General features: G+C 64.1%; 22 protein-coding genes. 8 read left to right on the top strand and 14 right to left on the bottom strand.

The window, feature by feature from the left end:
- Positions 1–2: 2 nt before the first annotated feature.
- A complete protein-coding gene (locus B0G83_RS20555) occupies positions 3–926 on the bottom strand; it encodes a helix-turn-helix domain-containing protein (protein WP_258168009.1) in 924 nt (307 codons plus the stop codon).
- 111 nt (positions 927–1,037) lie between these two features.
- Here B0G83_RS20555 and B0G83_RS20550 point away from each other — a divergent pair, with 111 nt between their 5' ends.
- Entirely contained in the window at positions 1,038–1,736 is a 699-nt protein-coding gene (locus B0G83_RS20550; RefSeq protein ID WP_105509219.1) for an O-methyltransferase, read from the top strand.
- 132 nt (positions 1,737–1,868) lie between these two features.
- On the opposite strand, the gene B0G83_RS20545 is transcribed toward B0G83_RS20550, so the two are convergent.
- The 5 genes from B0G83_RS20545 to B0G83_RS20525 form a co-directional block, all read right to left on the bottom strand.
- Positions 1,869–2,249, bottom strand: a complete 381-nt coding sequence (locus tag B0G83_RS20545) for an NUDIX hydrolase (protein ID WP_105509218.1) — start codon at positions 2,247–2,249, stop codon at positions 1,869–1,871.
- A 323-nt stretch (positions 2,250–2,572) separates the two neighbouring features.
- Positions 2,573–3,643: an MBL fold metallo-hydrolase gene (locus tag B0G83_RS20540; protein WP_105509217.1), complete on the bottom strand. Its 1,071-nt coding sequence runs from the start codon at positions 3,641–3,643 to the stop codon at positions 2,573–2,575.
- 239 nt (positions 3,644–3,882) lie between these two features.
- The gene (locus tag B0G83_RS20535) at positions 3,883–4,467 is read right to left on the bottom strand and encodes an ATP-binding protein (protein ID WP_105509216.1); all 585 of its coding nucleotides are present in this window, start codon (positions 4,465–4,467) and stop codon (positions 3,883–3,885) included.
- A 233-nt stretch (positions 4,468–4,700) separates the two neighbouring features.
- Positions 4,701–5,744, bottom strand: a complete 1,044-nt coding sequence (locus B0G83_RS20530) for a dienelactone hydrolase (protein ID WP_258168008.1) — start codon at positions 5,742–5,744, stop codon at positions 4,701–4,703.
- 18 nt (positions 5,745–5,762) lie between these two features.
- Positions 5,763–6,389 carry a TetR/AcrR family transcriptional regulator gene (locus tag B0G83_RS20525; protein ID WP_105509214.1) on the bottom strand — a complete coding sequence of 209 codons (627 nt, stop codon included), beginning with the start codon at positions 6,387–6,389 and terminating at the stop codon, positions 5,763–5,765.
- A 146-nt stretch (positions 6,390–6,535) separates the two neighbouring features.
- Between B0G83_RS20525 and B0G83_RS20520 the strand changes: the two genes are divergently transcribed.
- A complete protein-coding gene (locus tag B0G83_RS20520) occupies positions 6,536–6,847 on the top strand; it encodes an H-NS family nucleoid-associated regulatory protein (protein ID WP_181156984.1) in 312 nt (103 codons plus the stop codon).
- Between the two features lie 194 nt (positions 6,848–7,041).
- Here B0G83_RS20520 and B0G83_RS20515 read toward each other — a convergent pair whose 3' ends face one another.
- On the bottom strand, positions 7,042–8,280 hold the full coding sequence (locus B0G83_RS20515) for an MFS transporter (RefSeq protein WP_181156981.1): 1,239 nt from the start codon (positions 8,278–8,280) through the stop codon (positions 7,042–7,044).
- A gap of 107 nt (positions 8,281–8,387) precedes the next feature.
- Here B0G83_RS20515 and B0G83_RS20510 point away from each other — a divergent pair, with 107 nt between their 5' ends.
- On the top strand, positions 8,388–9,278 hold the full coding sequence (locus B0G83_RS20510) for a LysR family transcriptional regulator (RefSeq protein ID WP_105509211.1): 891 nt from the start codon (positions 8,388–8,390) through the stop codon (positions 9,276–9,278).
- A gap of 104 nt (positions 9,279–9,382) precedes the next feature.
- Entirely contained in the window at positions 9,383–10,201 is an 819-nt protein-coding gene (locus B0G83_RS20505; RefSeq protein ID WP_105509210.1) for a helix-turn-helix transcriptional regulator, read from the top strand.
- Here B0G83_RS20505 and B0G83_RS20500 read toward each other — a convergent pair whose 3' ends face one another.
- Positions 10,202–11,143, bottom strand: a complete 942-nt coding sequence (locus B0G83_RS20500; protein WP_105509209.1) for a LysR family transcriptional regulator — start codon at positions 11,141–11,143, stop codon at positions 10,202–10,204.
- Positions 11,144–11,410: 267 nt separating this feature from the next.
- On the opposite strand from B0G83_RS20500, the gene B0G83_RS20495 reads away from it, so the two are divergent.
- From B0G83_RS20495 to B0G83_RS20485, 3 genes are all read left to right on the top strand, one after another.
- Complete coding sequence (locus tag B0G83_RS20495) at positions 11,411–12,610, top strand: amino acid aminotransferase (RefSeq protein ID WP_105509208.1); 1,200 nt, start codon at positions 11,411–11,413, stop codon at positions 12,608–12,610.
- An 81-nt stretch (positions 12,611–12,691) separates the two neighbouring features.
- A complete protein-coding gene (locus B0G83_RS20490) occupies positions 12,692–13,483 on the top strand; it encodes a class II aldolase/adducin family protein (protein WP_105509207.1) in 792 nt (263 codons plus the stop codon).
- A 58-nt stretch (positions 13,484–13,541) separates the two neighbouring features.
- Entirely contained in the window at positions 13,542–14,525 is a 984-nt protein-coding gene (locus B0G83_RS20485) for a 2-dehydropantoate 2-reductase (protein ID WP_105509206.1), read from the top strand.
- A 58-nt stretch (positions 14,526–14,583) separates the two neighbouring features.
- Here the strand turns inward: B0G83_RS20485 and B0G83_RS20480 are convergent, their stop codons facing one another.
- The 5 genes from B0G83_RS20480 to B0G83_RS20460 all read right to left on the bottom strand — a co-directional run bounded on the left by B0G83_RS20480 (position 14,584) and on the right by B0G83_RS20460 (position 21,149).
- Complete coding sequence (locus B0G83_RS20480) at positions 14,584–14,775, bottom strand: hypothetical protein (protein ID WP_105509205.1); 192 nt, start codon at positions 14,773–14,775, stop codon at positions 14,584–14,586.
- A gap of 15 nt (positions 14,776–14,790) precedes the next feature.
- Positions 14,791–16,533, bottom strand: a complete 1,743-nt coding sequence (locus B0G83_RS20475; RefSeq protein ID WP_105509204.1) for an FAD-dependent oxidoreductase — start codon at positions 16,531–16,533, stop codon at positions 14,791–14,793.
- A gap of 193 nt (positions 16,534–16,726) precedes the next feature.
- Positions 16,727–18,682: an AI-2E family transporter gene (locus B0G83_RS20470; protein WP_105509203.1), complete on the bottom strand. Its 1,956-nt coding sequence runs from the start codon at positions 18,680–18,682 to the stop codon at positions 16,727–16,729.
- A gap of 236 nt (positions 18,683–18,918) precedes the next feature.
- Positions 18,919–19,911: an asparaginase gene (locus B0G83_RS20465; protein ID WP_105509202.1), complete on the bottom strand. Its 993-nt coding sequence runs from the start codon at positions 19,909–19,911 to the stop codon at positions 18,919–18,921.
- Positions 19,912–20,057: 146 nt separating this feature from the next.
- Positions 20,058–21,149 (bottom strand): GlxA family transcriptional regulator, encoded by a 1,092-nt coding sequence (locus B0G83_RS20460; RefSeq protein WP_105509201.1) that lies wholly within the window; start codon positions 21,147–21,149, stop codon positions 20,058–20,060.
- Between the two features lie 286 nt (positions 21,150–21,435).
- Between B0G83_RS20460 and B0G83_RS20455 the strand changes: the two genes are divergently transcribed.
- On the top strand, positions 21,436–22,560 hold the full coding sequence (locus B0G83_RS20455) for a branched-chain amino acid ABC transporter substrate-binding protein (RefSeq protein WP_105509200.1): 1,125 nt from the start codon (positions 21,436–21,438) through the stop codon (positions 22,558–22,560).
- Between the two features lie 156 nt (positions 22,561–22,716).
- On the opposite strand, the gene B0G83_RS20450 is transcribed toward B0G83_RS20455, so the two are convergent.
- The gene (locus tag B0G83_RS20450; RefSeq protein WP_105509199.1) at positions 22,717–23,931 is read right to left on the bottom strand and encodes an acyl-CoA dehydrogenase family protein; all 1,215 of its coding nucleotides are present in this window, start codon (positions 23,929–23,931) and stop codon (positions 22,717–22,719) included.
- Positions 23,932–23,938: the final 7 nt, after the last annotated feature.

The raw sequence follows: 23,938 nt of genomic DNA, 5'->3' as shown, positions 1-23,938 counted from the left end.
CATCAAGCCCGCTCCGACATATAACGCGCGGGCGGGGAGCCGAGCTTCTTGCGGAACATCGACACAAAGCTGCTTGCACTCTCGTAGCCGAGGTCGTCGGCGACCTGCTGCACCGATGCCCCAGCGCCCAGCCATTGCACGGCCAGCATGAGAGGAAGTTGCTGTCGCCAGCGGCCGAAACTCATGCCGGTCTGACTGGTTAGCGCGCGTGCCAGCGTGCGCTCGCTCATGCCGACTCGCCGCGCCCATATTTCTATCGTGCTGCGGTCGGCGGGATTGGCCGTGATCATTTCGACGATTCTGCGCAGTCGCGTATCCGTCGGCATCGGCAAATGAAGATTGCCGATCGGCGCCACCGCGATTTCATCCAGCAGCAGCGTGACGAGATGCGCTTCAATGCCGCCGTCCACGTACAGGGTGGGCAGGCTGGCAGAGCGGATGAGCAGTTCGCGCAGCAGCGGCGTCGCGGACAGGGCGCAGCACGTCGACGGCAAGTTTGACGCGGCGCTCGGCTCGATGAAGGCAACATAGCATTCGAGCCTGCCGGCGGCGACGAACTTATGCACGATGCCGCCCGGTACCCAGATCGCGCTGTGTGGCGGAACGATCCATAAACCGCCTTCCACCTCGCACGTGAGCACCCCGCGCATCGCAAGCAGCAGTTCGCCCTTGCGATGATGGTGAGCACCCATTTCCTTGCGCTCCCGATATAAGGCGGCCGCCCTTTGGTCGAGCGTTTTCATGTCGAAGCCGATCGCGCCAACTGTCACCACGGCACGAGGCACATCATCGGGATCCCGCCACTCTGCGGGATCGGACATCTGGCTAAGAACCGGCATGGCGCGGATCCGATGGGCGCGCTGCGCGCCAGTAAGTGGATTGGCAAGAATTCCACATATTTTGGCCAGGTTTCCTGATGCTGCCAAGCGCCGGGGTGTCTAGGATGCCCATGGTCGTCACTGACCGATCGGCCGAACGGGACTGTCCCAGCCTCCATCACCGACGTATTTCCGAACCTCTTCAGAGCATCCGAAACCATGAATTCATTGAGCACCGGGCGCGTCGCCCAGACCTTGCAGCACATGTTCGCGCAAGCGGAGCAAGCCGATGGCGCGCTGATGGCAGCGTTCGGCGAGAGCGACGAGCCGGAACAACTGCTGGCCGACGCGATCGCCGAACATTTGGCCGAAGAGCGCCGGGATCTGCGCGGCTTTTATCACGGCTACGTCGACAACTTCCTGAACGTGACACCGGAATACGGGCAATTCCTCTACCAATGCGCACGCGCAAGCAGGGCAACGCGGATCGTCGAGTTCGGGACGTCGATGGGTGTGTCCACTGTCTATCTGGCCGCGGCACTGCGCGACATGGGCGGTGGACTCGTGATCGGCAGTGAGCTGGAACCCGCCAAAGCGGCGCGCGCGCGTGCCAACCTCGAAGCCGCAGGCCTCGCCGATCTGGTCGACATCCGCGTAGGTGATGCGCGCGAGACGCTCGCCGACGTGCAAGGTGAAATCGATCTGCTCCTACTCGACGGTGCGTTCAGCCTATATCTGCCGATCTTGAAGTTGCTCGAACCACGTTTAAGAGGCGGCGCGCTGATCCTCGCGGAAAACGCGTTTGAGCAGGACAACGCCTACCTGGCGTATGTCCGCGATCCGGCGAATGGCTATCTCTCGCAAGCCATTCCGATTAACCCAGGTCGGGGCAACGAACTCACGCTCGTGACTCGGTGATGCGGCGCGCAGGTTCGTAATCGGACGACCTCGCAAAAGACAAACCCGGCACTCAGGCCGGGTTTCGGTTCTCGCGACAGTTCTGGCAAATTTCGAAGCTATCGCATACGTGGGGTCACGTTGCGAATCGCCTTACTTACCCCGCGAGCCGTTGCGTTTCTCGCCAAGCACTTTCACGATGATTTTTGTGGGCGCGCTGGTCGTGAGACGGGGAATATCTTCGACATGCACCCAACGGCATCGGGTTATCTCGTTGCTCGCCCGAGCCTTGGCTCCCTTCGAAATATCGCAGAAGAAGACATGATGGTGCTTCTGCGTTCCACGATACTGGAAGAGATACCTGGCTGATTTGCCGGACAGGCGTGTCTCTTCCTTGAGTTCTCGCAGTGCGGCATCGCTCAGATGTTCACCGTGCTTAAGAATCCCACCCGGCAACGCCCATTTGGACTGACTCCGTGCAACCAGGAGAATTCGCTTACCTCGACGGCAGATCACGGTGGCGCGCTTCTTCAAACCGAACTCCCACTTCTGTTCTTGATATTTCGAGGCGCGTTCATTGCGCTAGTGTTCCGCTCAAATACTTCATGGATCGAAATCCTAATACAGAACGACGAAGGCGCGGAGATGTCGTGTTACTTAGGCGATGCATCTGCCACACATTTGAAAAATTTCATCAAATTGTCATGCGAGGTGCGGGGCTTTGATTAACGGTGTGATAGCGCGCGTTCTGCACCTTCATGAACAGCGAAGTCTCCCGCGCAAGGATGTCGTCTCGTGTCAGCATGGTCGCGTCGAAGCACACAGGTGAGGGGAACTTGCGTCCTGCCGGCATCGGGTTACACGCTTCCGTTCTCGACGAAGTGGCCTTCCGCACGCCAGCGGAGCATACCTCCGGCGAGATTGGCAACGGCCTCGAATCCTGACTGCCGCAGGATGACCGTGGCTTGCGCGGAACGTCCGCCCGCACGGCAGACCGTCACGATCGGACGCTCGTGGACGAGTTCGCCAGCACGCCCGGCGAGTTCGCCGAGCGAAATCAGTCGGGCTTCGGGAATGCGCCCTAGCGGCCCCTCGAATTCGTCAGGCTCGCGCACGTCGACGATCTGAACCGAACGGAGATTTTCCTCGAGCCATTGGGGATTGATTTCCCAAATGCCCGCGAAGGTATAGGTGAGCGGTGCCCAATCGGGCCGCGCTAGCTGGGTGAGGTCGCTTGTGGCGGCGCCGCATTTCAGGTTTGCCGGCACCGCTGTGTCGATCTGCTTCGGATGCGGCAGGCGCAGGTTTGTCATGTATCCGGCGAAATCGTCTTCGCACAACTCGCCACCGAGGCGCGGATTGAAGCGTCGCTCCTCGCCGACACTCGTGACCGTCAAACCGCGATAGTCGTGGGCCGGGTAGAGCAGGCACGTGTCGGGCAACGTGAAAATCTGGCGATGCACGGCCTGGAACATCGCGCGCGGGTCGCCGTGCTGGAAATCGGTGCGGCCGGTGCCCCGAATGAGTAGACAATCGCCAGTCAACGCCATGGTCTGGTCGTCGAGCACGAGGGTGATACATCCATTGGTATGACCAGGCGTCGCCCGCACTTCGAGGTGCCGCGTACCGAACCCGCACCGGTCGAGATGGCTCAGATAGCGATCTGCGCCTTCGGCGCCGCTTGCCGCCGATATCGCAATCTGGCTACCTGTACTGCGTTTTAGCATCCACGCGCCGCTCACATGGTCGGCATGAACGTGCGTGTCGATCGTGTAAATCAAGCGCAATTCGAGTTCTTCGATCAGCGCGATATCTCGCCGCACCTGTTCGAATACCGGATCGACCAGCACGGCGTCGCCCGTTGCGGCGTCGGCAAGCAGGTAGGTGTAGGTGGAGGATTGCTGGTCGAATAGCTGCCGGAAGATCAACACGATTTTGCTCCGTCGCCCGCACCTGCGAGCTTGAGTCTCGCTGACCACGAGGTTCTGCTAAACCATTCCATAAGTAGCCGAATTGGCGGGTGCGCGCGCAGGAAATCGGGCACAGGCGCAAACATCGGTACAAAATCCGCACTTATAGCGTAGAACAAAAAGAGGCCTTTCATTTGGGTTGCCGCGCCGCGCAATCCGGTCATCGTTGCGATAAGTTCGCGGCAACAATGTGCGGATTATTTTGCGCTTGAAGGGCGTGTCGTACTGTCCGATTCCCTCTTTCCGCGAACACCTCCCGTCTCATCGTAGACGACAAGCTCGAACCCTTCGCCGGGTGTGGGCGGGACGAAATGGCGAGTGATCAACTCGTACTGCGCGTCGGATGTCTCGAACGGATGCTCGCCTGACGCGTTCCTCGCCCTTAAGCGAGCTTTGCAAATCTCGTCGCTCACATCCAGATAGTGAAGCCGATGATCACAGCCGGCGGACCGTGCTAACGAATGTCCCCATGCACGCGTATCGATCGTGTTGAAGGGGAAGTCCAATACCACGGATATTCCCGCCGCAAGAAGCGACTGAATGTGCCCGGAGAGGACCGTCTTCAGGCGTGCCGCGCGGCGCACATAGTCGGTCAGCGTATGAATTTCGTCCGGATAAAGATGCGCGAGCCATCCGTCTTCGCTGATCAGGACGGTGCGCTGAGTCTCCGCGAGGCGAGCCGTCAGCGTGGACTTGCCCGACGCAATCTTGCCGCAGACCATATGGAGAACGGTCGCATCGCAACAGCCCACTGCGGGATCCAACGTGTTCTGACTTGTCATGTCGTGGCGCTCCGATTAGCGCCCAGAAAGCAAAAACCCGCCTTCTGGGCGGGTTGTGATTGCATATTGTCAACTCAATAGCTATCCCGCCGAGATTGTCGCGGCGGTAATAATCGAGTTGATGTGGGACGGGTTCATACGGCAAAGACTAATACAGCGAGCTACCTGGAACAAGTGCTAATTGCTCGGGACGCCGATCTCGCTCGGCCGAATCGCGGCAAAAGCTGCAGAAGCTATTGCAGCGTCGCGTGAAAGAACCGCACGACGTCGGCATTGAATTGTTCATGAAATGCGGAGCGGTCGAAGCCCGCCAGGCTAGTGCAGATTTCCGGCCTCATCCGCGACAGTTGCGTATCGCAGGGTGGCAGAAAGTCGTAGTGGCCCGCATGAGCGACCACATGATATTCGGGGGGCTGAGGCAAAGCGGCGCGTACCGCCTCTTCATAAAACGGATCTGGCTGATGACGATCGTCGGCGGCGCGCCAGAGCTGGATCGGGACGCGCACGTTGCTGAGCCCCGCGCGGCCGAAAGTGAAGCCGAACGCAGGTGCGGCGACGACGATGGCCTTGATGCGCGGATCGTGGACCCAGGCGTCGGCGGGAGCCACGGGGAGCGAATGGAGATCGACGCCGGCCTGTTTCAAGGCCGAGCACAGGTCATGCTCAGGATGCGCCTCGCAATACGGCGCGATCTCCGAAAGTCTCGGGTTGCCGCCGGCGGCCACGAGCACGGTAAAGCCGCCGTTGGAAAAACCGAATGCGCCGACGCGACTCGCATCCAGCCGCTCATGCCAACGCCAGTCGGCGAGCATGTAGTCCACCACACGATGGAGCTGCGCGGGACGGCGCCACGGTTCCAAAACCCGGCTCTGATCGTCGAACGTGTCGCCGACGTGGCTGACGGCGGCCACCACGAAGCCCGCATGAGCCAAGGCTAGCGCCGTGTCGTAGTGGCTGCCGTACCATCCGCCGCCGCCGTGCGATATCACCACGAGCGGCAGGCGCCGGCCGGCGACCGGCGCATCCGGCGCCACCGTCTGGGTCGCGTTGCCCAGCGCGTGCGGCGTCGCTGTCGCGTCACTCGGATACCAGACTCCGGCCGTTAGCGGCGGCTGCGCACCGTTCGCTATCTTGAGCTCCTCGAAGCCGACCTCGGCGGCATGGGCGGCATGGGCGGGCGCGGCCAATAGAGCAAGGATCGTGACGACAACGGCCATCAACCTCACGGCGATCTCCTTCGATATCGCCGCGTTAGTCGATGGGCGATGAATGGTCAACCGGGCCTTCGTTACCGATCAGCGCACACGCGGCGCGGCGGCTAACAGGCTGCGCAGGAACACCATAATCATGTGGCCGATGGGCACTTCGGACAGCATCGACCGTTGCAATGCGAGGCCTTGCGAAAGTCCCATGAAGGACGTGGCCAGGACCATCGGCGATTCCGGCGGCACCTTTTTCAGTCTCGCGAAAATCTGCCCGATGCAATAGGCGAGGCCATCACGGTGGGCGTCCAGCAATGCCTGCACCGCAGTTGCAAAAGCGGGACTGCGGCGTCCCATCAGCTTGAATTCAACGCCCAGCACGGACCACTCGGGCTCGGCATCGAGTGTCCTCGCCCAACTCTCCAACGCGTTCAGGATGTCCTCCGCAGACGCGGAAGGATCACTCAGCGTGCGCGCAATGTCGGTCACCTGCGCCTTCGACCGCTCTCGCATCAACTCGACAAACAGTTCTTCCTTGCTCGCGAAATTCGAATAGAACGCGCCCTGCGTATAACCGGCCTCGGCCGCGATATCGCGCAGCGAAGTGGCGCCGAAACCTCGGTCGACAAACAGCCGCTTCGCCGAGGCGAGCAGATGTGCCCGCGTCTGCAATCGACTTTCTTCGCGGCTCAGCCGCTGGGGTTTGGTCGCCGTGTTCATGGCCGCAAGGATATCAGTTGATATTTAAAATTCAACTCGCTAGTATTACGATTGCATTTCGTATCTCACTTGATATGTGAATGGGGCCAATCGAAAAGACCGGGAACGCGATGCAACGACCGGGTCATGTACTACGGAAACAAGGTATGAGCAACAGGGTAAAGACGTTGAAGCAGCAACTCGCGCAACTCGATGAGCGGATCCTGATCGCGTGGCAGCAGGAGCAGAAAGCGGCGATCGAACATGTCCGCCAGGTGATGAACTTCTTCAACCTGGTGCCTAACCAGTTACGCGTGGACCGGCGCGGCACCTACCGGACCAGGCCGCTTCAGATGAAGTATCAGGACCCTGTCACTGGTGCGACCTGGAGCGGCCGTGGACGCGCGCCGTCCTGGATCAGGAATCGAAACTACACCGATTTCCTGGTTAAGCAGTCCGACAACACGGAATTGGACTAGGTTGCGCGCTTCACCTGCTGCCGCAATCCGGCGGCGCTTTGTCTAGCGCCCGCGAGTTTTTTGACCCGCTTGTCGAAGCGCTTCGCTGTCGATAAGCAAGCCAGACGGCGGCAAAAGATAGCGACATTCGGTGTGCCGCGTCCATCCGGATCTCGTAGCGATAAACGGCGCGCCGGGGAGAAGCGCGAACCCCATCACGCCCTCCGCGAACCATCGCGCAGATGTAGACCCATTGCCGCGCCGAAGAACCCCAGCGCCACCACGCACACGCCCGGCCAGCCCCAATGCGCGAGCGCCGGCCCGGCAATCGTCGCTCCAACCGCACTGCCGATAAAAAATAGCCCGGTAAACAACCCGTTGACGCGCCCGCGTGACTCCGGTGCGAGCAGATTGATCGCGCGTCGACCGAGCGCCTGATCGGCGATCACGCCGCCATCGATAAAGAACGCCGCAATAGCCAGCATCGCGATCGACTCACCGCGCGACACCCCCTGCATCAACGCGAATGCCGCCAGCAACGCCGCCGTCATCGCAACCAGATGCGCGACGAGCGTGGCGCGCCTCGACCACCCGCGATCGCCGGCGCGGCCCGCCAGCGGCGCGATCAACACGCTGCCGCCACCCGCCAGCGCGAACAGTGCGATGGCGTTGCTATCGAGTCCGAGCGGCGCACGCGTCAAGACGATAGCCACGCTACTCCAGAATACGTTGAAGCCGGCCATCAGCAGGCCCTGATACAGCGCACGCCGGCGCAGCACCGGTTCCTGCGCGATCAATCGTCCCATCGACGCCAACAGCGTCGCATACGACGGCGCACCGGCCGGCCGAACATCCGGCAGACGCGGCACCACGGCCAGCGCGACGGCGGTGAGCACGAGCGAATCGGCCGCGAAGAACGCGCGCCAACCCGCCACGCCGCCGATCAGACTGGCCAGCGGCCGCGACAACAGAATGCCGAGCATCAGCCCGCTCATCACATTGCCGACCACCTTGCCGCGCGACGCCGGAGGCGCCAGCGAAGCGGCCGCGGGCACCAGCATCTGCACCACGCTCGACGTCACACCGACCGCGAACGACGCCGCCAGAAACACCGGCGCGAACGGCGCGAGGGCGGCCAGCGCGAGACAGGCGATCTGCGCGAGCAAGGTCGCGGCGATCAACGGCCGGTTGGGCAGCCGGTCGATCAACGGCACCAGGCCGACGAGCCCCACGGCATAGCCGAGCAGCGTCAACGCGGTGACGAGCGTGGTCCACGCGCCGAGATGCAACGACGCATCCAGTGGGCCGATCAGCGTTTGCGATGCGTAAAGCGGCAACACGGCGACCGCGACCATCGCGGCGAAGCGGGCGGTGGGCACGCTCTGTTCCGGCGGCACGGCGGCATGGGCTTGGGTCGGGCGTGCGGGCTGGCATTCGATCGCGGATGAATCCATAGTCGGTCTCGCAGCAAGGGAAGGTGCGGAGGATGCTACTCTCACGGCCGGCAAACACAATTCGCAGCAAGTGGGATACATCCTCACGATATTCGGGAGAATCGACCGTGGACGCGTTGCGCGATCTGGAAACCTTGGTGGCGATCGTCGAGGAAGGCAGTCTGACGAGCGCCGCACGTCGGCTCGGCCGCTCATTGCAGGCAGTGAGCCGCTCGCTGCAAATGCTCGAACGCGCGCACGGCTCGACGCTGATCGTCCGCACCACGCGTACCTCGCAGCCGAGCGCGGCGGGCCTACGCTTTTACGAGCGCGTCAAAGGCGCACTGAGCGAACTGGAACTGGCGCGCACTGAACTGGCCGAAGAAGCGCACCAACTCAGCGGCAGACTGCACGTCAACGCGCCCACGCTATTCGGCCCGAAGTTCGTCGCACCGCTCGCGGCGGAGTTTTTGCAGCGTCATCGGCAACTGACGTTATCGCTGGATCTGAGCGACGACTATCGCGATCCCGCCGAAACCGGCGCGGACGTGACGATCCGGATCGGCGAAACGCCGGATTCGCGCCTGATCGCGCGGCGGATCGGCACGCTACGGCGCGTGGTGTTCGCCGCCCCCGCGTATCTGGCGGAGCACGGCCGGCCGGCTCATCCGCGCGACCTGCTCAAACATGAATGCGTGGTGCGAACCGGCGGCCCGCATCCGGGACGCTGGCTGTTTATCGCGCCCGGCGGCGACGAGATCGCGGTGACCGTGTCGGGCCGCTTCGACAGCAATCAGGTCGCCGCGGTGAACGCCGGCGTGCTCGGCGGAATGGGCGTTGGCGTGGCCGCCTACTGGCAGATTCAGGAGTGGGTCGAGGCGGGCAGCGTGGAAGTGCTATTGCCCAATTTCCAGCTTGCGCCGTTGCCGCTGCACGCCATGTGGGTGAAGACGCGACGTCTGCCGCAGCGAACGCGCCTGCTGGTGGATTTTCTGGCGGTCAAACTGTGGCAGCTTTAGAACCGGGCTGCTGCTGCCGCTGCCGCCGCGTTGAAAGGCTGCGCCGATAGCGGCTGTGCTACGCTTGCCAGATCCCTATTTCGCCGCACGAGCCGAATCTCATCATGCGTTCCTGGCGCCTCGCCACACCGCACGGAAGCGGACAACTCAGCACCTTGCGTGCAACCGACCTCGTCATGGCGATCTCGCAAGCCGAGCCGGATGCGCTCGCGGCCAGCATGCTGAAGATCGTCGGCGATACGCTGCCGGTTTCGCAGTGCACGGTTTTCGCCTACGAATTCGACGCCAGACCGCGCACCGTGTCGGCGGCGGATCATCGCGGAGGGCGCTTTCTGCGCGATGTCGCCGATCGCTACGCCACGCATTTCTACGCGCTGGACGGCAACCGCACGATTATCGAACGCTCGCCGGAGCGACATTCGCGCGACGCGCTCGTGCTGCATCAGCAGCACGGTGCCGAGATCGAAAACGAAGCCTATCGGGCCGCTTGCTACGCGCAGCCGAACGTGTCCGATCGCTTGTCGTTGCTCGTGCAACCGATGGCACATGTGTGGCTGTCCATCAATCTGTATCGCGACAGCGCCTATGGCGTGTTTCAGCCGGGCGAACTGGAGCAGATAGAACGCGTCGCGCCGCTTTTTGCGCACGCGGCGAAGAGCCATTACGCGCTGAACGGGCAGCATCAGCAAGGGGCGGCCGCCGCGATGCTCGCACGCGTGCGGCGCGTGTGCCCGGCGCTGACGTCGCGCGAAGTCGATGTGTTGCGCGGCACGCTCGAAGGCGCCACGGCCGCCGAGATCGCGTTGCAAATGGGCATCAAGCCGGCCAGCGTCATCACGTATCAGAAGCGCGCTTATGCGCGGCTCGGTATTTCGAGTCAGCGGCAGTTGTTCGCGCTGTGTCTGCTGCCCGAGCGTCGTTGATCAACGCCGTTTGACGCGCGCCTCCGCCTGCGTCTCTCGGTCCCAATGCTTCAGCCACGGCACGATGAAATCGGCGAAACCGTCGGCGGGTGGCGACAGCGCGCGTTCCGTGGCGCGATATACGCAGACCTCGCGGATTGTTTCCGGATCGACGATACGCTTCATCACCAGCCCGAACGTGCGCGCGAGCGGCGCGACATACGCCGGCGCGAGCGTGACCGCCAACCCTTGCGACGCCAGCCCGAACGCCGTGGTGACGTTATCCACCACATCCATCGGAACGATGCGTGCCTCAGGCGGCAGATTGGCGAGCATCTGCCCGACCGCGCGCTCGTGATCGCGGCCGGTGGCGACGATCGGCACGTCGCGCAGATGCTGCCATTGCACCCGGCGCCGCGCGTTCAGCGGATGCGCCGGCGCGCACCACATCACCCATGGGCTGGCGAACGCCGGATCGCAACGCACCCGCGTGCCGCTTTGCCGGTCGGGTCCGATCGCGAGATCCACGTCGCCGCTTTCCACGCGTTCCACCAGTTGCTCGACCACGGTGTCGTAAATACGCACGACCACTTTCGGTTTGTCGCGCGCGTAGTCGGCAATGGCGGCGGGCAGCGCGGTGGCCGCCAGCACCAGCGGCGCGCCGACCCGCACGATGCCGGCGGCGCGGTTGCGGATGTCGTCGGCGGTTTGGGCCGCGGCGCGCACGTGCCGCAACACCGATTCCGCTGACGATAAAAAATCCTGCCCCGCGCTCGACAGATCGACGCGCCGCGTGGTGCGGTCGAACAGGCGAAAGCCGAGTTCGGTTTCCAGTTCGGCCAGCAACTGGCTGACCGCCGACGAGGTCAGCCCGAGCCGTTCCGCCGCCGCGCCGATGCTGTGCAAATCGACGATGGCGAGAAACGCTTCGAACTGGCGGAGGGTGGCACGGGTGAGCGGCATTCGTCGATTCTAAAGAAAAACTTACGAATCGTGAAAAATCGATTGATTGTGCGCGGCGCGCCGGTAGCTGAGACTTCTCCTGATCGACGCAAGCCGCCAAAGCCGCTTAGACTTCCGTCTCGCTCCGAGGTCCGCCGCGCGCCGTTCGACGTGAACGCCGGTCGCCGGCCGGGCGTAGCGAGAATCGACCGCTAATCGAGGCCGTATCGAAGCACCGGCGCCGTACCACGCACGACGTCGCATCGAGGCCGCATACAAGGAATTGCCATGTTCGACCATATTCCCGCCTATCCCGGCGACCCGATCCTGAGCCTGAACGAGGACTTTCAACTCGACCCGCGGCCCAACAAGGTCAATCTGAGCATCGGCATTTATTTCGACGACGCCGGCAAGCTGCCGGTCATAGGCGCGGTGCGCCGCGCCGAAACCGCGTTGCTCGACGCGATCGGTCCGCGTTCCTATCTGCCGATGTCGGGCCTGCCGCTCTATCGCGACGGCGCGCAGGCGCTGGTGTTCGGTGCCGACAGCGAGGCGCGCGCGGCGGGCCGGATCGCGACGCTGCAGACCATCGGCGGGTCGGGCGCCCTCAAGGTCGGCGCCGATTTCCTGAAGCGCTATTTTCCGGGGGCGCAGATCTGGATCAGCGATCCGAGCTGGGAAAACCATCGGGTCGTGTTCGAAGGCGCGGGGCTCACGGTCAACACCTATCCGTATTACGACGAGCAAACCGGCGGCTTGCGTTTCGCCGACATGCTCGACACCATCGGCCGTTTGCCGGAAGGCAGCATCGTGCTGCTGCACGCGTGCTGCCATAACCCGACCGGCGTCGATCTGAGTGCGGCGCAATGGGCCGAGCTGGTGCCGGTGTTGCTGCGTCGCAAGCTGATCGCCTTCGTCGACATGGCCTATCAGGGTTTCGGCGCGGGTCTAGAGGAAGACGCCGCCTGCGTGCGGCTGCTGGCCGATGCCAACGTACCGCTGATCGCCGCCAATTCGTTCTCGAAGAATTTCTCGCTGTACGGCGAACGGGTCGGCGCGTTGAGCGTGGTGTGCCGCAGCGCGGAAGAGGCGGGCCGCGTGCTCGGGCAATTGAGCTCCACGGTGCGCGCGAACTACAGCAATCCGCCGACGCACGGCGCGCGGCTGGTCGCCAACGTGCTCGCCGACGCGTCGCTGCGCGCCTCGTGGGAAGCCGAACTCGCCACCATGCGCGAACGGATTCTGGCGATGCGTGGCACGATCCACAGCGGACTCGCCGGCCGTGTCGACGAAGTGATGCGCGCGCGTTACGTCGCGCAACGCGGCATGTTCACTTATACGGGCTTGAGCGAAAGCCAGGTCGAACGTCTGCGCAGCGAATACGCGGTGTACGTGCTGCGCTCGGGACGCATGTGCGTGGCGGGGCTGAATGCACGCAACGCGGAGTATGTGGCGTCGTCGATCGCGGCCGTGGTGTCGGGCGCTTAACGATCGCGTAGCGCCACGGCAGCAACGCAAGCTGAAGCACGAGCCGAACCCATAAGCCGAAAGATAACCCCGGAGATCCTCATGACCACCCTCGAAATGGAACCGGCAAGCGTGCCGAAGAGCGCCGCGATGCATCCCGACGAATGGCACGCGCGCGTGCAGCTGGCGGCGTGCTATCGCATCTTCGACATGCTCGGCTGGACCGAGATGATTTACAACCACATCACGTTGCGGGTTCCGGCGAGCGTGAGCGGCGGCGAGCGGCATTTCCTGATCAATCCGTTCGGCTTGCACTACAGCGAGGTGACGGCGAGCAATCTCGTGAAGATCGACGCGCACGGACGCGTGCTCGATCATTCGCCGTATCCGGTGAATCCCGCGGGGTTCGTCGTGCATGCGGCGATTCACGAGGGCTTGCCCGATGCGCATTGCGTGATGCACACGCACACCACGGCGGGCGTCGCCGTGGCGTGTCTGGAAGAGGGCTTGCAGCAAACCAACTTCTATAGCGCGCAATTGCACGACCGTGTCGCGTATCACGACTTCGAGGGCATCACGGTACACGCGGAAGAGGGACCGCGCCTGCTCGAGCATATCGGCAATAAACAGGCGGTGATTCTGCGCAATCATGGCTTGCTGGCATGGGGGCATACACTGCCGCAAACTTTCGCGATGCTGTGGACGCTCAATCGCGCCTGCGAGATCCAGATGGCGACGTTTTCGATGGGACGCGCGCGGCCCGTGCCGGAAGAGGTCGCGATCCGCTGCTCGCGCGACGCGCTACAGTTCGATCCGCGTCACGGCGCAGGGCAGGACGTGTTCGACGCGCTGGTGCGAAAGGTCGACCGCATCGACGCGAGCTACAAGGAATAACGCGGGATAACGCGGAAATAACGCCGCATCAACGCGAGCACAAACAGGGATTCAACCGATGAAAGTAGCAATCTACGGCGCCGGCGCGATCGGCGGCTGGATGGGTGTGAAGCTGGCGCAGGCCGGTCACGACGTGAGCGTGGTGGCGCGCGGCGCGACGCTCGCGGCCTTGCAGCAGCACGGCCTGCGGTTGATCGAAGGCGGCGAAACCCACGCCGTGAAGGTCACGGCGAGCGATAAACCGGCCGATCTCGGCGCGCAGGACCTCGTCGTGGTGGCGGTCAAGGGGCCGGCCATGGCGTCGGTGGCCGCGCGCATCGCGCCGCTGCTGAACCCGCAAACCATCGTGCTGACCGCCATGAACGGCGTGCCCTGGTGGTTCTGTGACGGACTCGGCGCGGATTTCGCGGGCAAGCGGCTGAACTCGATCGATCCCGACGGCACGATTGCCGCCGCGATTCCGAGCGCGCAAACGGTGGGCTGTGTGGTGCACGCCAGTTGCCTGATCGATTCGCCGGGTGTGATCCGTCATCACCAGGGCAATGGTTTGATTGTCGGCGAGGCGTCGGGTCACGCGAGCGAGCGCGTCGCGGCGCTTACCGCCACGCTCGCGGCGGCCGGCTTCAACGCGTCGGCGTCGGAGCAGATTCAACGCGACGTCTGGTACAAGCTGTGGGGCAACATGACGATGAACCCGATCAGCGCGTTCACCGGCGCCACCACCGACCGGATTCTCAGCGACGAACTGGTGCGCAATTTCGTCACGAGCATCATGCTGGAGGCGAAGGAAATCGGCGCGCGTTTCGGTATTCCGATTGCACAGGCACCGGCGGACCGGCATGAGGTCACGCTGAAACTTGGCGCGATGAAAACGTCGATGCTGCAGGACGTCCAGGCGGGCAAGGCGGTGGAACTCGACGCACTGGTGGCAGCGGTGCGCGAGCTGGGTCAACTGACCGACGTGCCGACGCCATACACGGATGCATTGCTCGGTCTCGCCCGGTTGCATGCGAGCACATTGGGTCTGTATCCGCGGCAGTAACACGGCCAGACGCACGAAAGCCGCCGCGCACCTCAGGTGCGCGGCGGCTTTTTGCCTTTCACGAAGTGATCCCGGACGAGGCGGGTAATCGCGCCGCTTCGATTAACGCCAGCGCTCGCCGCGGGTCGTCGAGTTCGGTCATGCATAGCAGCGTGAGGCGAGCCAGATACAGTGGCGCCTGCGTTTCGCCTTGGGCCGTGAGGGTTTTGCAGAGCGTCGTATAGACGAGGTCGAGATCGCTATCGGTCATGATGGGTTACCTGTTCTAATTGGCCAGCGCGGCGCTCAGCGCGCGCAGCGTTTCAGCGGCATTGCCGTTGCGCCAACGGGCCAGCACATGCCCGTCGGGCCGGATCAGGTAGACCGTGCCCGGCGTGGCATCGAGCAGGTCGTGCAGGCGGCCGGTGTGATCGCGGACTTGCAGCGCCGTGGTGCTTGCCGCATCGTTCGTAAGCAGCGTGACTACGTTGAACGGAATGCCGTGTGCGGCGAGCGTGTTTTGCATCTGCTGCCACGTGCCGCCGCAAACGCCGCCGGAGTCGCTGTCTGGCTCAGCGCCGAAGCGCAACGCAGTGAAGCAGGGGCCAAGCAAATCCGTGAGATGGATGTCGACCTCCACACCGCCGCCGTTGCGCTTTTTGAGCCGGCATTCGGGCAGTACGCTGCCGGGCGTCGGACCCTGGCGAAACGCGCTCATCGCCTCCGCCGTCGCCTGATTCAGCGGCGACTGTCCATACGCGATGGCATGCGTCTGCCTCGGATTGATCAGTGGCCGCACGGCCGCATGCTGCACGGCAAGTCCGAGCACCGCGTTGCGCATCAGATCGAACGCGAACGAAGGCGGCGCCATGAACTCGGTGCTCTTCATGCCATAGCTGAGATTTTCGCGTGCCGCGAACACGCGTTCGTCGCTGTAGCTGTCCAGCAGACGTGGCGCGGCCATACCGTTGATCACGCAACCGAGTTTCCAGCCGAGATTGTCGGCGTCGTCGATCCCGGAATTGGCGCCGCGCACGCCGAAGATCGGCACCAGATGCGCGGCGTCGCCCGCGAATAACACGCAGCCGTGGCGATAGCGTTCCAGCGTCAACGCGTTGGCCTTGTAGACGGTGATCCAGATCGGCGACCAGTCGCCCGTTTCGCCCATCGAATCGAGCACGCTCTGTACGCGTGGCATCACATTGTCCGGGTGGATGGCGGCGTCCGGGTCTTCGTCGTCGCGAAGCTGATAGTCGATGCGCCAGACGTTGTCCGGCTGCTTGTGCACCAGTACCGTCGAACCCGGATTGGACGGTGGATCGAAATACGCGAGGCGTTCGGTGGCGCGCGTGCTGTTCAGTGCGATATCGACGATCACATAGCGGCCTTCGTAAGTGGTGCCCGTCAGCTTGAGGCCGAGCGCCTCGCGAATCGTGCTGCGGCCGCCGTCGCAGGCAACGACCCAGTCGGCACCCATTTGCCACGCGGTCTCGCCGGTGCGCAGATCGAGCGTGGCGCCGCCGGCCTCATCGTGGCCTTTATGTTGTTCGATGCCTGTTACGCGGGTTTGCCAGCGGATGTCGATCAGATCCGCGTGCCGTTCCACCTCGTCGAGCAGCAATTGTTCGATCTGGTATTGCGCGATGTTGATCATCGGCGGCAAGGATTGCTCGTCGTCCTGATGCATCGCGAAGCGGAACACTTCGGCGTCGCGGTAGAAGCTGCGGCCGCCGGTCCAGGGTAGGCCTTTTTGCAGGAAACCGGGCAGCACGCCGAGGCGCTTGAATATCTCCAGACTACGCCGCGAAATGCAGATCGCACGGCTGCCTGTGCAGACGCTGTCGTCTGCTTCGATCAACACCGAGCGCACGCCCTGGCGGGCCAGCGCGAGCGCGAGCGTCAGGCCCACCGGCCCGCCGCCGACAATCGCCACGGCGCGCCGCACCGGGTCGCGACCGCCGACGAGCGGCGGTGGCAGGCCCGCGTAGTGGCGCGGCGAAAACGGATAGGGTTTGAAGCTGCGGCTCATGCGTGTCTCCTGGTGCTCAAGGCTAAGGATTGCCCGCCGAGGCCAGTCAAAGGGCTCTTCGTTTGAAGCGGTGCGAATCGATAACCGAGTATGAAGGAGGGCGTGGGCCGGGCTGTCCTCATTTTGGGTACAAAAAAACCGCGAGCCACTCAGGTGACTCGCGGTTTCTGATCATTCAACCTATTCAACCCATTCAATCCGCGCCGCCCACATGCGATGCCTGCCGCGTGTGCTGGGTGCTCGACGCCGCCTGGCATTCATCGATCATCGCGCGGAACGTCGGCGCCGTATGCGAAGCACCGGTCGCGCCCGTCTCCTGCATGCCTTCCGGCGCGCCGCCCACACCGACCACCAGCGTCGCGCGGGGCCGCCATTCGCGCGTGCGTCGCAGCATATTGCGCAGATACGGCGGCGACTCCGGCGCGTCGAGCGAGACGATGCAGATGATGGGCGCGTCCTTGAAGCTCGGTTCGTCGGCGCGCGCGCTGCGGTAGCCCGAGTGCGTGGCCATCATCGGTGCGAGGCCGTAGCGGCCGAGTAGTTGCACGGCGACCGCGGTCGTGACTTCGTCGAATGCTCCGCGTCCCGGCACACACAGCACGGAGGTCTTCTGCGCGTTCATGCTCAACTGCGGATGCGCCGCAATGTGGCTGTCGTGCCGCTCGGAAAGATCCGCCGAGGCCGACGCCAGCAACGCACCGGCCGCGTCCGCCGGGTCGGGGCGCGACATGCGGTCCGGCAAGCCGTCGGCGATTTCCAGATTTTCGACGATATCGACCAGCGCGTCGTTGATCCGCTGCAACTGGTCCGGCATCAGCACGCCGCGCATTGCGTCGTTGCGAGCGAGCTTGAGGCCTTCGAGTGCGACCTTGTCGTAGTAGTCGATCAGCGACATCTCGCGCAACAGGCGCTCGGCCTGCACGATCGCCTCATGCGGATCGTCTGCGAGCAGCCGCTGATAAAAGTTCTGCGCGGGCGTGAGCGCGGGTTGGTCGCCGAGCAGGACGGTGAGGAAGTTCAGCCGGTCGGCGTAACGCCCGAGCGTGACCACACACAACGTGAGCGGCGTGGACAGCACGAGGCCGATCGGCCCCCACAGCCAGCTCCAGAAAATCGCCGCGACCACGACCGCGAGCGGAGACAGTCCCGAGCGGTGGCCATACAGCAGCGGCTCGGCGATTTGCCCGGCCACCACATCGACGACGATGAACAGAATCAGCGTGTAGACCGCCATGGTCCATTGCGGCTGAATCGCGGCGGCGAGAAACACCGCGAGGATCGCCGCGATCCAGATGCCGATGTACGGCACGAAGCGCAGCAGCGCGGCGATCACGCCGAACAGCAGCGCGCCCGGCACGCCGATGATGGCCAGCCCGATCGCGATCGTGCCGCCCGCGCTGAGGTTCACGCCCAGTTGCGCGACGAAGTAGCGGCTCAACCGGCCGGCGGCGTCGTTGATCGCGGTGGTGGTGCGATGCAGATCGCGCGAGCCGAACAGGCTGATCAGCCGGTCGCGCAGATCCTCGCGCTGCAGCAGAATGAAGATCGTCACCACCAGCACGATGAAGGTGGTCTCGATCGGCGCGATAGCCGGCGACAGCGCGCGTTGCGCGAGCTGCATCGGCGTGGGCGAGGGCTCGTGCACTTCGACCGGCGTCGGCACCGGCGGCGCATTGCGTGCGGCGCGTCCGGTGAGACGCGGCGGGCTCGGCTTGGACGGCGCGACCCGTTGCAAGGTCGCGGCGGCGCGGCTCATCAGCGAATCGGCGCGGCCGACCGTTTTCTCCTGCACCGTTTCGATTTTCTGTTCGATCGCCACCTGGTACTGCGGCAGGTCGCCGGCCAGTTGCACCAGTTGCGCCGTGATCAGCCCGCCGACCGCGAGCAGCGTGGCGAGGGCGAACAGCACCGCGATAAAAATCGACGGCAAATGCCCCATATGCAGCCGCCGCAGCATTTGCACGAGTGGGGCCAGCAGGAAGCTGAGCAGCACCGACAGCGTGATTGGGATCAGCACCTCGCGGGCGAAGTAAAGCCCGCACACCACCACCACGCCCGTAATCACCGACGCGAGGCCATGCAGACTGGGCGTGCCCGGTGGGTAAACGCGGTTCGGCCGCCCCTGCGGCGGCGGTAACGATATTTTCATGAGCACACTTTCCGGTTGAGGAGCGCTGTCGTTTTATGCGTGGCCGCGTGTGAACACAACGAGGTCGTACGGGCAAAACGGCGGAGCAAACCTTATGCCCGGATTGTAGGCGCTTTGGTGGGGCGGTGGCCGGTGGAGGGTGTGTGCCTTCGCGGCAGGGCGGATCCGATGACCTCGCGGCCCGGCGCTCGAGCGTGGAGGCGCGCGCCAGTCGCGCAATGCCGGATTCGCCCGTTTCAGTACCGCTCGAAAACAGCCTGCAATGCTTCCCGGTCGCCGGTTTGCGTCAGGGCCAACGTCAGCAGCAGGCGGGCTTTCTGTGGTGGCTGGTCGTCGACCGTGAGCCAGCCGAATTCGTCGTCGGGTTGCGCGCCGTTGTGCAGGACGACGCCGCTGCCCGTGCGCGACGCGCGAACCACGTGGACACCGCGCCTTGCCGCCACCCGCAACGGATTGATCAGATGACCGGCGACGTTGCCGTTACCGGTCCCCGCATAGATCAGCCCGCGCGCGTTCGCGGCGATCGCGTCGAGCGTGTCGGCGTCGAGCGCGCCGTACGCATAGACAATGTCGACCTTGGGCAACGTGTCGAGCGCGTCGATCGACCACGGCGTGTCGAGCGTATGGTCGCGCGCCGGCCGGCGGTAATAGCGCGGCACGCCCTCGATCACCACGCCTAGCGCACCGTACGGCGAGCGGAACGCGTCGAGCTTGAAGCTGTTGCTCTTGACGACATCGCGCGCCGTGTGAATCTCGTTGTTCGCCACCACCAGCGTACCGAGTCCGCGCGACGACGGATGCGCGGCGACCGCCAGCGCATCGTATAAATTCAACGCCGCGTCCGAACTCATGGCCGACGGCGGCCGCATCGAGCCGACCACCACCACGGGTTTCGCGCTCTTGAGCGTCAGATGCAGGAAGTAGGCGGTTTCCTCGATCGTATCGGTCCCATGCGTGACCACCACGCCATCGACCTCATCTCGCGCGAGCAGGTCGGCGACGCGACGGCCGATCGCCAGCAGATGCGCGTTGTTGAAATTCTCGGAGCCGGTCTGCAGCAACTGCTCCGCACGCAGATTCGCCAGCTTGGCCACGTGGGGAATCGCGCCGAGAATCTCGTCGATGCCGAGCACGGAGCACAGGTACGAGGACGTATTGACGCTGGCTTTGCCCTGGCCGGCGATGGTGCCGCCGGTGCCGATCACCACGAGATTGGCTTTTGCTGTCATGCGGGTTCGATCAGGTTGGGAGTACGAGGCCTGAATGTACGGCGCGTCTCTGGCCGAGGCATTGCATCGATTTGCCGGAAAATAGAAGAAACGCGGCAGCTACCCGGCGCGCGCGATGCGAGGCGCGGGTCGCGGCCCGGCAAAACTCAGGCCGTGACGGCGCCGCGCGAGGTGCGCAGTTTGCCGGGCGTCACGCCATAGGCTTCGCGAAATACGCGGATGAAATGCGCCGAATCCGCAAAGCCGCATTCGTAAGCGATGTCGGTGATCTTGCGCGCCGTGTTGACGAGCATCCAGCGCGCGTAGCGCAACCGCATCCGCCGATAGAACTCATTGGGTGACGCGTCCATCTCGGTCATGAAGGCGCGTTCGAGATTGCGCACGCTGATGCCGATCATCTTCGCGATGACGGCGATATTCAGCGGCGCTTCGAGGTTCTCTTCCATGAGCAGCACCGCGTGACGCACGGTCGCGTCTTCGACCGATAGATAACCCAGCGCGGCGCGCCGCTCGACGAACGACGAGCCGCCCTGACGGCTAACCGTCATCTGATGGATGACCTTCGACGCGCGGTCCGGCCCGCAATGCAGACTGATCAGGCGCGCGGCCAGTTCGACCACGGAAATCCCGCCCGCGCAGGTGATGCGGTCGCCGTCGATCAGATAGTCGGCGTGCGTGATGACGCGCAGCGCCGGGAACATGCGCTTGTAGTCGTCGAGATGAAAACTGTGCACGCAGGCGACGCGATCCTCCAGCAGACCGGCACGCGCCAGCACGAAGCTGCCGGTACACATGCCGACCAGTGGAATGCCGGCCTGAGCGGCGCGTTGCAGATAGTCCCAGTAGCGCCGGTCGACCTGGTCCAGATGCGGCAGCAGCCCGCCGATCACGACCACATAGTCGAATTGCGCGACATCGGGAAACGCCGATTGCACTTGCACGGGGATGCCGCAACTTGCTTCGACCGCTTCGGCCTGAACCCCGACGATCGTCCAGAGGCAGCGCAACTGGCGGCTCTGGTCGCCACGGTCCGCGGCGTGACGCAGCGCGTCGCACAAGCCGGCGAGCGACAGCATCGGAAAGCGAGGCCACAACAGAATGGCGATGCTCAACTCCGCATCGGAGCGGCTCGGGCGAGTCTGCGGGGTGCGCGGCAGCGTGTCCAGTTGCTCGATCAGCGCATGCGCCGACGGCCCGGCGGGCACGGAAACAGAGGGAGCGGAGCGGGCAGTCGGCATGCGCGAACTCGAGGACGGTGTGTGCCGATTATACGGGGACGTGCCGCGGATTCACGCATTCCCGACCTGACGCAATTCTTCTATTTTTCGGCAGATCGATGCAATGCCCACGCATTCTGGTTACATAAATTTGGAACCGCTGACGAACGACGCGGCGCCGCGAGCGGCCTGTGTATTCAAGCGGCAATCGGCAATCGATGAACGGCGCTGCCGGTTCGTCGCGGCCAACCACCACTCACTACTATTCGGGTGAAGCATGAGCAAACGTACAGCCTTGGGTCGCGGCATGGCGACCGTCGGCATTCTGGGGAGCCTCGCGGCGGCGGCCGTGGGCGTTGCCCGTGCCGACGAGATGGTGAAAATCGGCGAGGCCGCGCCCGTCACCGGACCGGCCTCGTATCTGGGCAAGGACACGGAAAACGGCGCGCGTCTGGCGATCGAGGAAGCGAATCAGGCGGGCCTCGTGATCGGCGGCAAGAAGGTTACGCTGGTGTTCGACGCGCAGGATGATGCGGGCGATCCGCGTCAGGCGACCCAGGTCGCGCAGAAACTGGTGGACGATAAGGTGGTCGCGGTGGTCGGACATATGCAGTCGGGCTCGACTATTCCCGCGTCGAAAATCTACAACGACGCCGGGGTCGTGCAGGTGTCGCCGTCCGCGACCAATCCGGCCTACACGCTGCAGGGATTCAAGACCGCCTACCGCGTGGTCGCCACCGACGCGCAGCAGGGCCCGACGCTCGCCGACTACGCGGCCAAAACGCTGAAGGTGAAGACGGTGGCGATCGTCGACGATTCGACCGCGTACGGCCAGGGGCTGGCGGTCGAGTTCGAAAAGCAGGCGAAGGCGAACGGCATCACCGTGTTGTCGCACGACGCGAGCACCGACAAGGCCGTCGATTTCCGCGCGATTCTCACGAAGATCAAAGGTGAGAAGCCCGACGCGATCATGTACGGCGGCCTCGACGGCACCGGCGGTCCGTTCGCGAAGCAGGCGAAGCAACTCGGTATAACGGTGAAAGTGCTGGCGGGCGATGGTCTGTGCGCGGACGATCTTGCCAAACTTGCGGGCGACGCCGCCGACAACGTGATCTGCTCGATCGCCGGCGCACCACTGCTGAAAATGGCCGACGGTCCGGCTTTCGTCGAACGTTACAGGAAGCGCTTCGGCTACGCGCCGGTGCTGAATTCGCCGTTCGCGTACGACGCGGTAGGCGTGATCGTCGCGGCGATGAAGCGCGCGCAATCGACCGACTCCGCGAAGATTCTCGCCGCGATGCCGGCGACCGATTACCGGGGCGTGCTGGGCGAAACGCAGTTCGATTCGAAAGGCGATCTGCGGCATGGCGTGATTTCGCTGTACAAATACGTCGGCGGAAAGCAGGCGTTGCTGGGCGTGGTGGAGAAGTAGGAGAAGGCCCGCGGCGCTCCGCGGGCCTTAATACGGGAGCAGGTGGCGGCTCATCTTATGCATCGGTTCGCGCTCGCCGAGTTGGACAAGCCGCTGCGCGAGCGGCGGAAGGCGAATAGGGACCCCATCGAGGCGAACCCGGCAAGCCGTGCGCGCTTAGAAGAATGCGCCGGTCGGCGGAAGCTGCCCGGTCAGCAGGTTCTGCCCGAGTAGCCGCTCCTTGTACAGACGCGGATTGTGCGAGGCAATCACCTTGATGTTGCGCCAATGCCGGTCCAATGCGCCCACGCGCGACACCACCGAGCCCGACCCAAGATCGATCAGCCAACTGGCGATCTGCGGCGCGAGATCGTCGACCACGACCTTGGCTTCCGCCGCCGCGAGCGTGGCGGCGAGTGTGGCGTCGTATTCGTCGGCGGTTCCATAGCGATCCCACGCATGCTGCAGCGCCGCCACGGCGCGGTCGGCGTTGGCCTCGACGCTGGCGGCATACGCGCGAATCCGGCCCAGCAGCGCTTGCAGCACCGGCTCGTCGGCGGGATGCGCGGCGTCGCCGTGATAGAAGTTGCGTCCACGCGCGTGCAACACCTCGACGGCGTCCAGCGCGACCCGCCGCACGATACCCGCGACGCAGTTCGTCAGATAGACCTGGTGAAACGTGTAGCCCCACGGCGCGGCCGCGTCGGGGCGCGGCGGATCGGGCGGATAGACATGCGCCTCGGGCACGCTCACGGCATGGAACGTCGCGGTGCCCGAGCCCGTCAGACGTTGACCGAAACCTTGCCAGCCGTCTTCGTTGCCGACCCCGTCGCCGCGTTCGAGCACGTATTGCACCGTCCTATTCTCTCGGCTTTCGACCGCGAGGCCGACGAACGCATCGTTGTACAGGTTGCCGGTCGCGTAGACCTTCTCGCCCGAGCCGATATACGTGTGCCGCGCCGTGTCCCATTCGAGCCGGCTCAGCACCCGGCTCGGCCGCGCGCCGGCCGCCACGGCGTCGGTGTCGGCGAAACTGAGGCCGATGGTCTTCTTTTGGCCCGTCAAATCGAGAACGTGCGCGTGGAACGGATGATCGCGTCGTCTGAGCGCCGCTTCGACCTGCCACAGATGGTTGCGAAACGCGTGCGCGATATTCGAATCCGCCGCCGCGACGTCGCGTGCCACGACGAACAGCTCGCGCAACGACACGCCGAGCCCGCCCGCGTCGACCGGCAGGCGCAGCGCGCCGAAGCCGAGCGCCTTGAGCTCGGCGATTTCCTCGTGCGGCAAACGCTGATTGCGTTCCCGCTCCGCCGCGCTCGCGGCGATATGAGCGAGCGTGCCGGCGAAGCCGAGTGTGGCGGACAAGGGCGAGACGAGAGAAATAGTCATGACGTCC

Source organism: Paraburkholderia sp. BL21I4N1, from assembly GCF_002973525.1.
Taxonomy (GTDB): Bacteria; Pseudomonadota; Gammaproteobacteria; order Burkholderiales; family Burkholderiaceae; genus Paraburkholderia.
This window is presented reverse-complemented; position numbering and strand designations above follow the sequence as displayed.

What these genes read in the sequence shown, in the direction of transcription:
- B0G83_RS20500 (WP_105509209.1), bottom strand. Translation starts at nt 11,143, where the DNA reads ATGCCGCTCACCCGTGCCACCCTCCGCCAGTTCGAAGCGTTTCTCGCC.
- B0G83_RS20475 (WP_105509204.1), bottom strand. Translation starts at nt 16,533, where the DNA reads ATGAGCCGCAGCTTCAAACCCTATCCGTTTTCGCCGCGCCACTACGCG.
- B0G83_RS20485 (WP_105509206.1), top strand. Translation starts at nt 13,542, where the DNA reads ATGAAAGTAGCAATCTACGGCGCCGGCGCGATCGGCGGCTGGATGGGT.
- B0G83_RS20460 (WP_105509201.1), bottom strand. Translation starts at nt 21,149, where the DNA reads ATGCCGACTGCCCGCTCCGCTCCCTCTGTTTCCGTGCCCGCCGGGCCG.
- B0G83_RS20490 (WP_105509207.1), top strand. Translation starts at nt 12,692, where the DNA reads ATGACCACCCTCGAAATGGAACCGGCAAGCGTGCCGAAGAGCGCCGCG.
- B0G83_RS20515 (WP_181156981.1), bottom strand. Translation starts at nt 8,280, where the DNA reads ATGGATTCATCCGCGATCGAATGCCAGCCCGCACGCCCGACCCAAGCC.
- B0G83_RS20520 (WP_181156984.1), top strand. Translation starts at nt 6,536, where the DNA reads ATGAGCAACAGGGTAAAGACGTTGAAGCAGCAACTCGCGCAACTCGAT.
- B0G83_RS20525 (WP_105509214.1), bottom strand. Translation starts at nt 6,389, where the DNA reads ATGAACACGGCGACCAAACCCCAGCGGCTGAGCCGCGAAGAAAGTCGA.
- B0G83_RS20505 (WP_105509210.1), top strand. Translation starts at nt 9,383, where the DNA reads ATGCGTTCCTGGCGCCTCGCCACACCGCACGGAAGCGGACAACTCAGC.
- B0G83_RS20535 (WP_105509216.1), bottom strand. Translation starts at nt 4,467, where the DNA reads ATGACAAGTCAGAACACGTTGGATCCCGCAGTGGGCTGTTGCGATGCG.
- B0G83_RS20450 (WP_105509199.1), bottom strand. Translation starts at nt 23,931, where the DNA reads ATGACTATTTCTCTCGTCTCGCCCTTGTCCGCCACACTCGGCTTCGCC.
- B0G83_RS20480 (WP_105509205.1), bottom strand. Translation starts at nt 14,775, where the DNA reads ATGACCGATAGCGATCTCGACCTCGTCTATACGACGCTCTGCAAAACC.
- B0G83_RS20455 (WP_105509200.1), top strand. Translation starts at nt 21,436, where the DNA reads ATGGCGACCGTCGGCATTCTGGGGAGCCTCGCGGCGGCGGCCGTGGGC.
- B0G83_RS20470 (WP_105509203.1), bottom strand. Translation starts at nt 18,682, where the DNA reads ATGAAAATATCGTTACCGCCGCCGCAGGGGCGGCCGAACCGCGTTTAC.
- B0G83_RS20495 (WP_105509208.1), top strand. Translation starts at nt 11,411, where the DNA reads ATGTTCGACCATATTCCCGCCTATCCCGGCGACCCGATCCTGAGCCTG.
- B0G83_RS20550 (WP_105509219.1), top strand. Translation starts at nt 1,038, where the DNA reads ATGAATTCATTGAGCACCGGGCGCGTCGCCCAGACCTTGCAGCACATG.
- B0G83_RS20465 (WP_105509202.1), bottom strand. Translation starts at nt 19,911, where the DNA reads ATGACAGCAAAAGCCAATCTCGTGGTGATCGGCACCGGCGGCACCATC.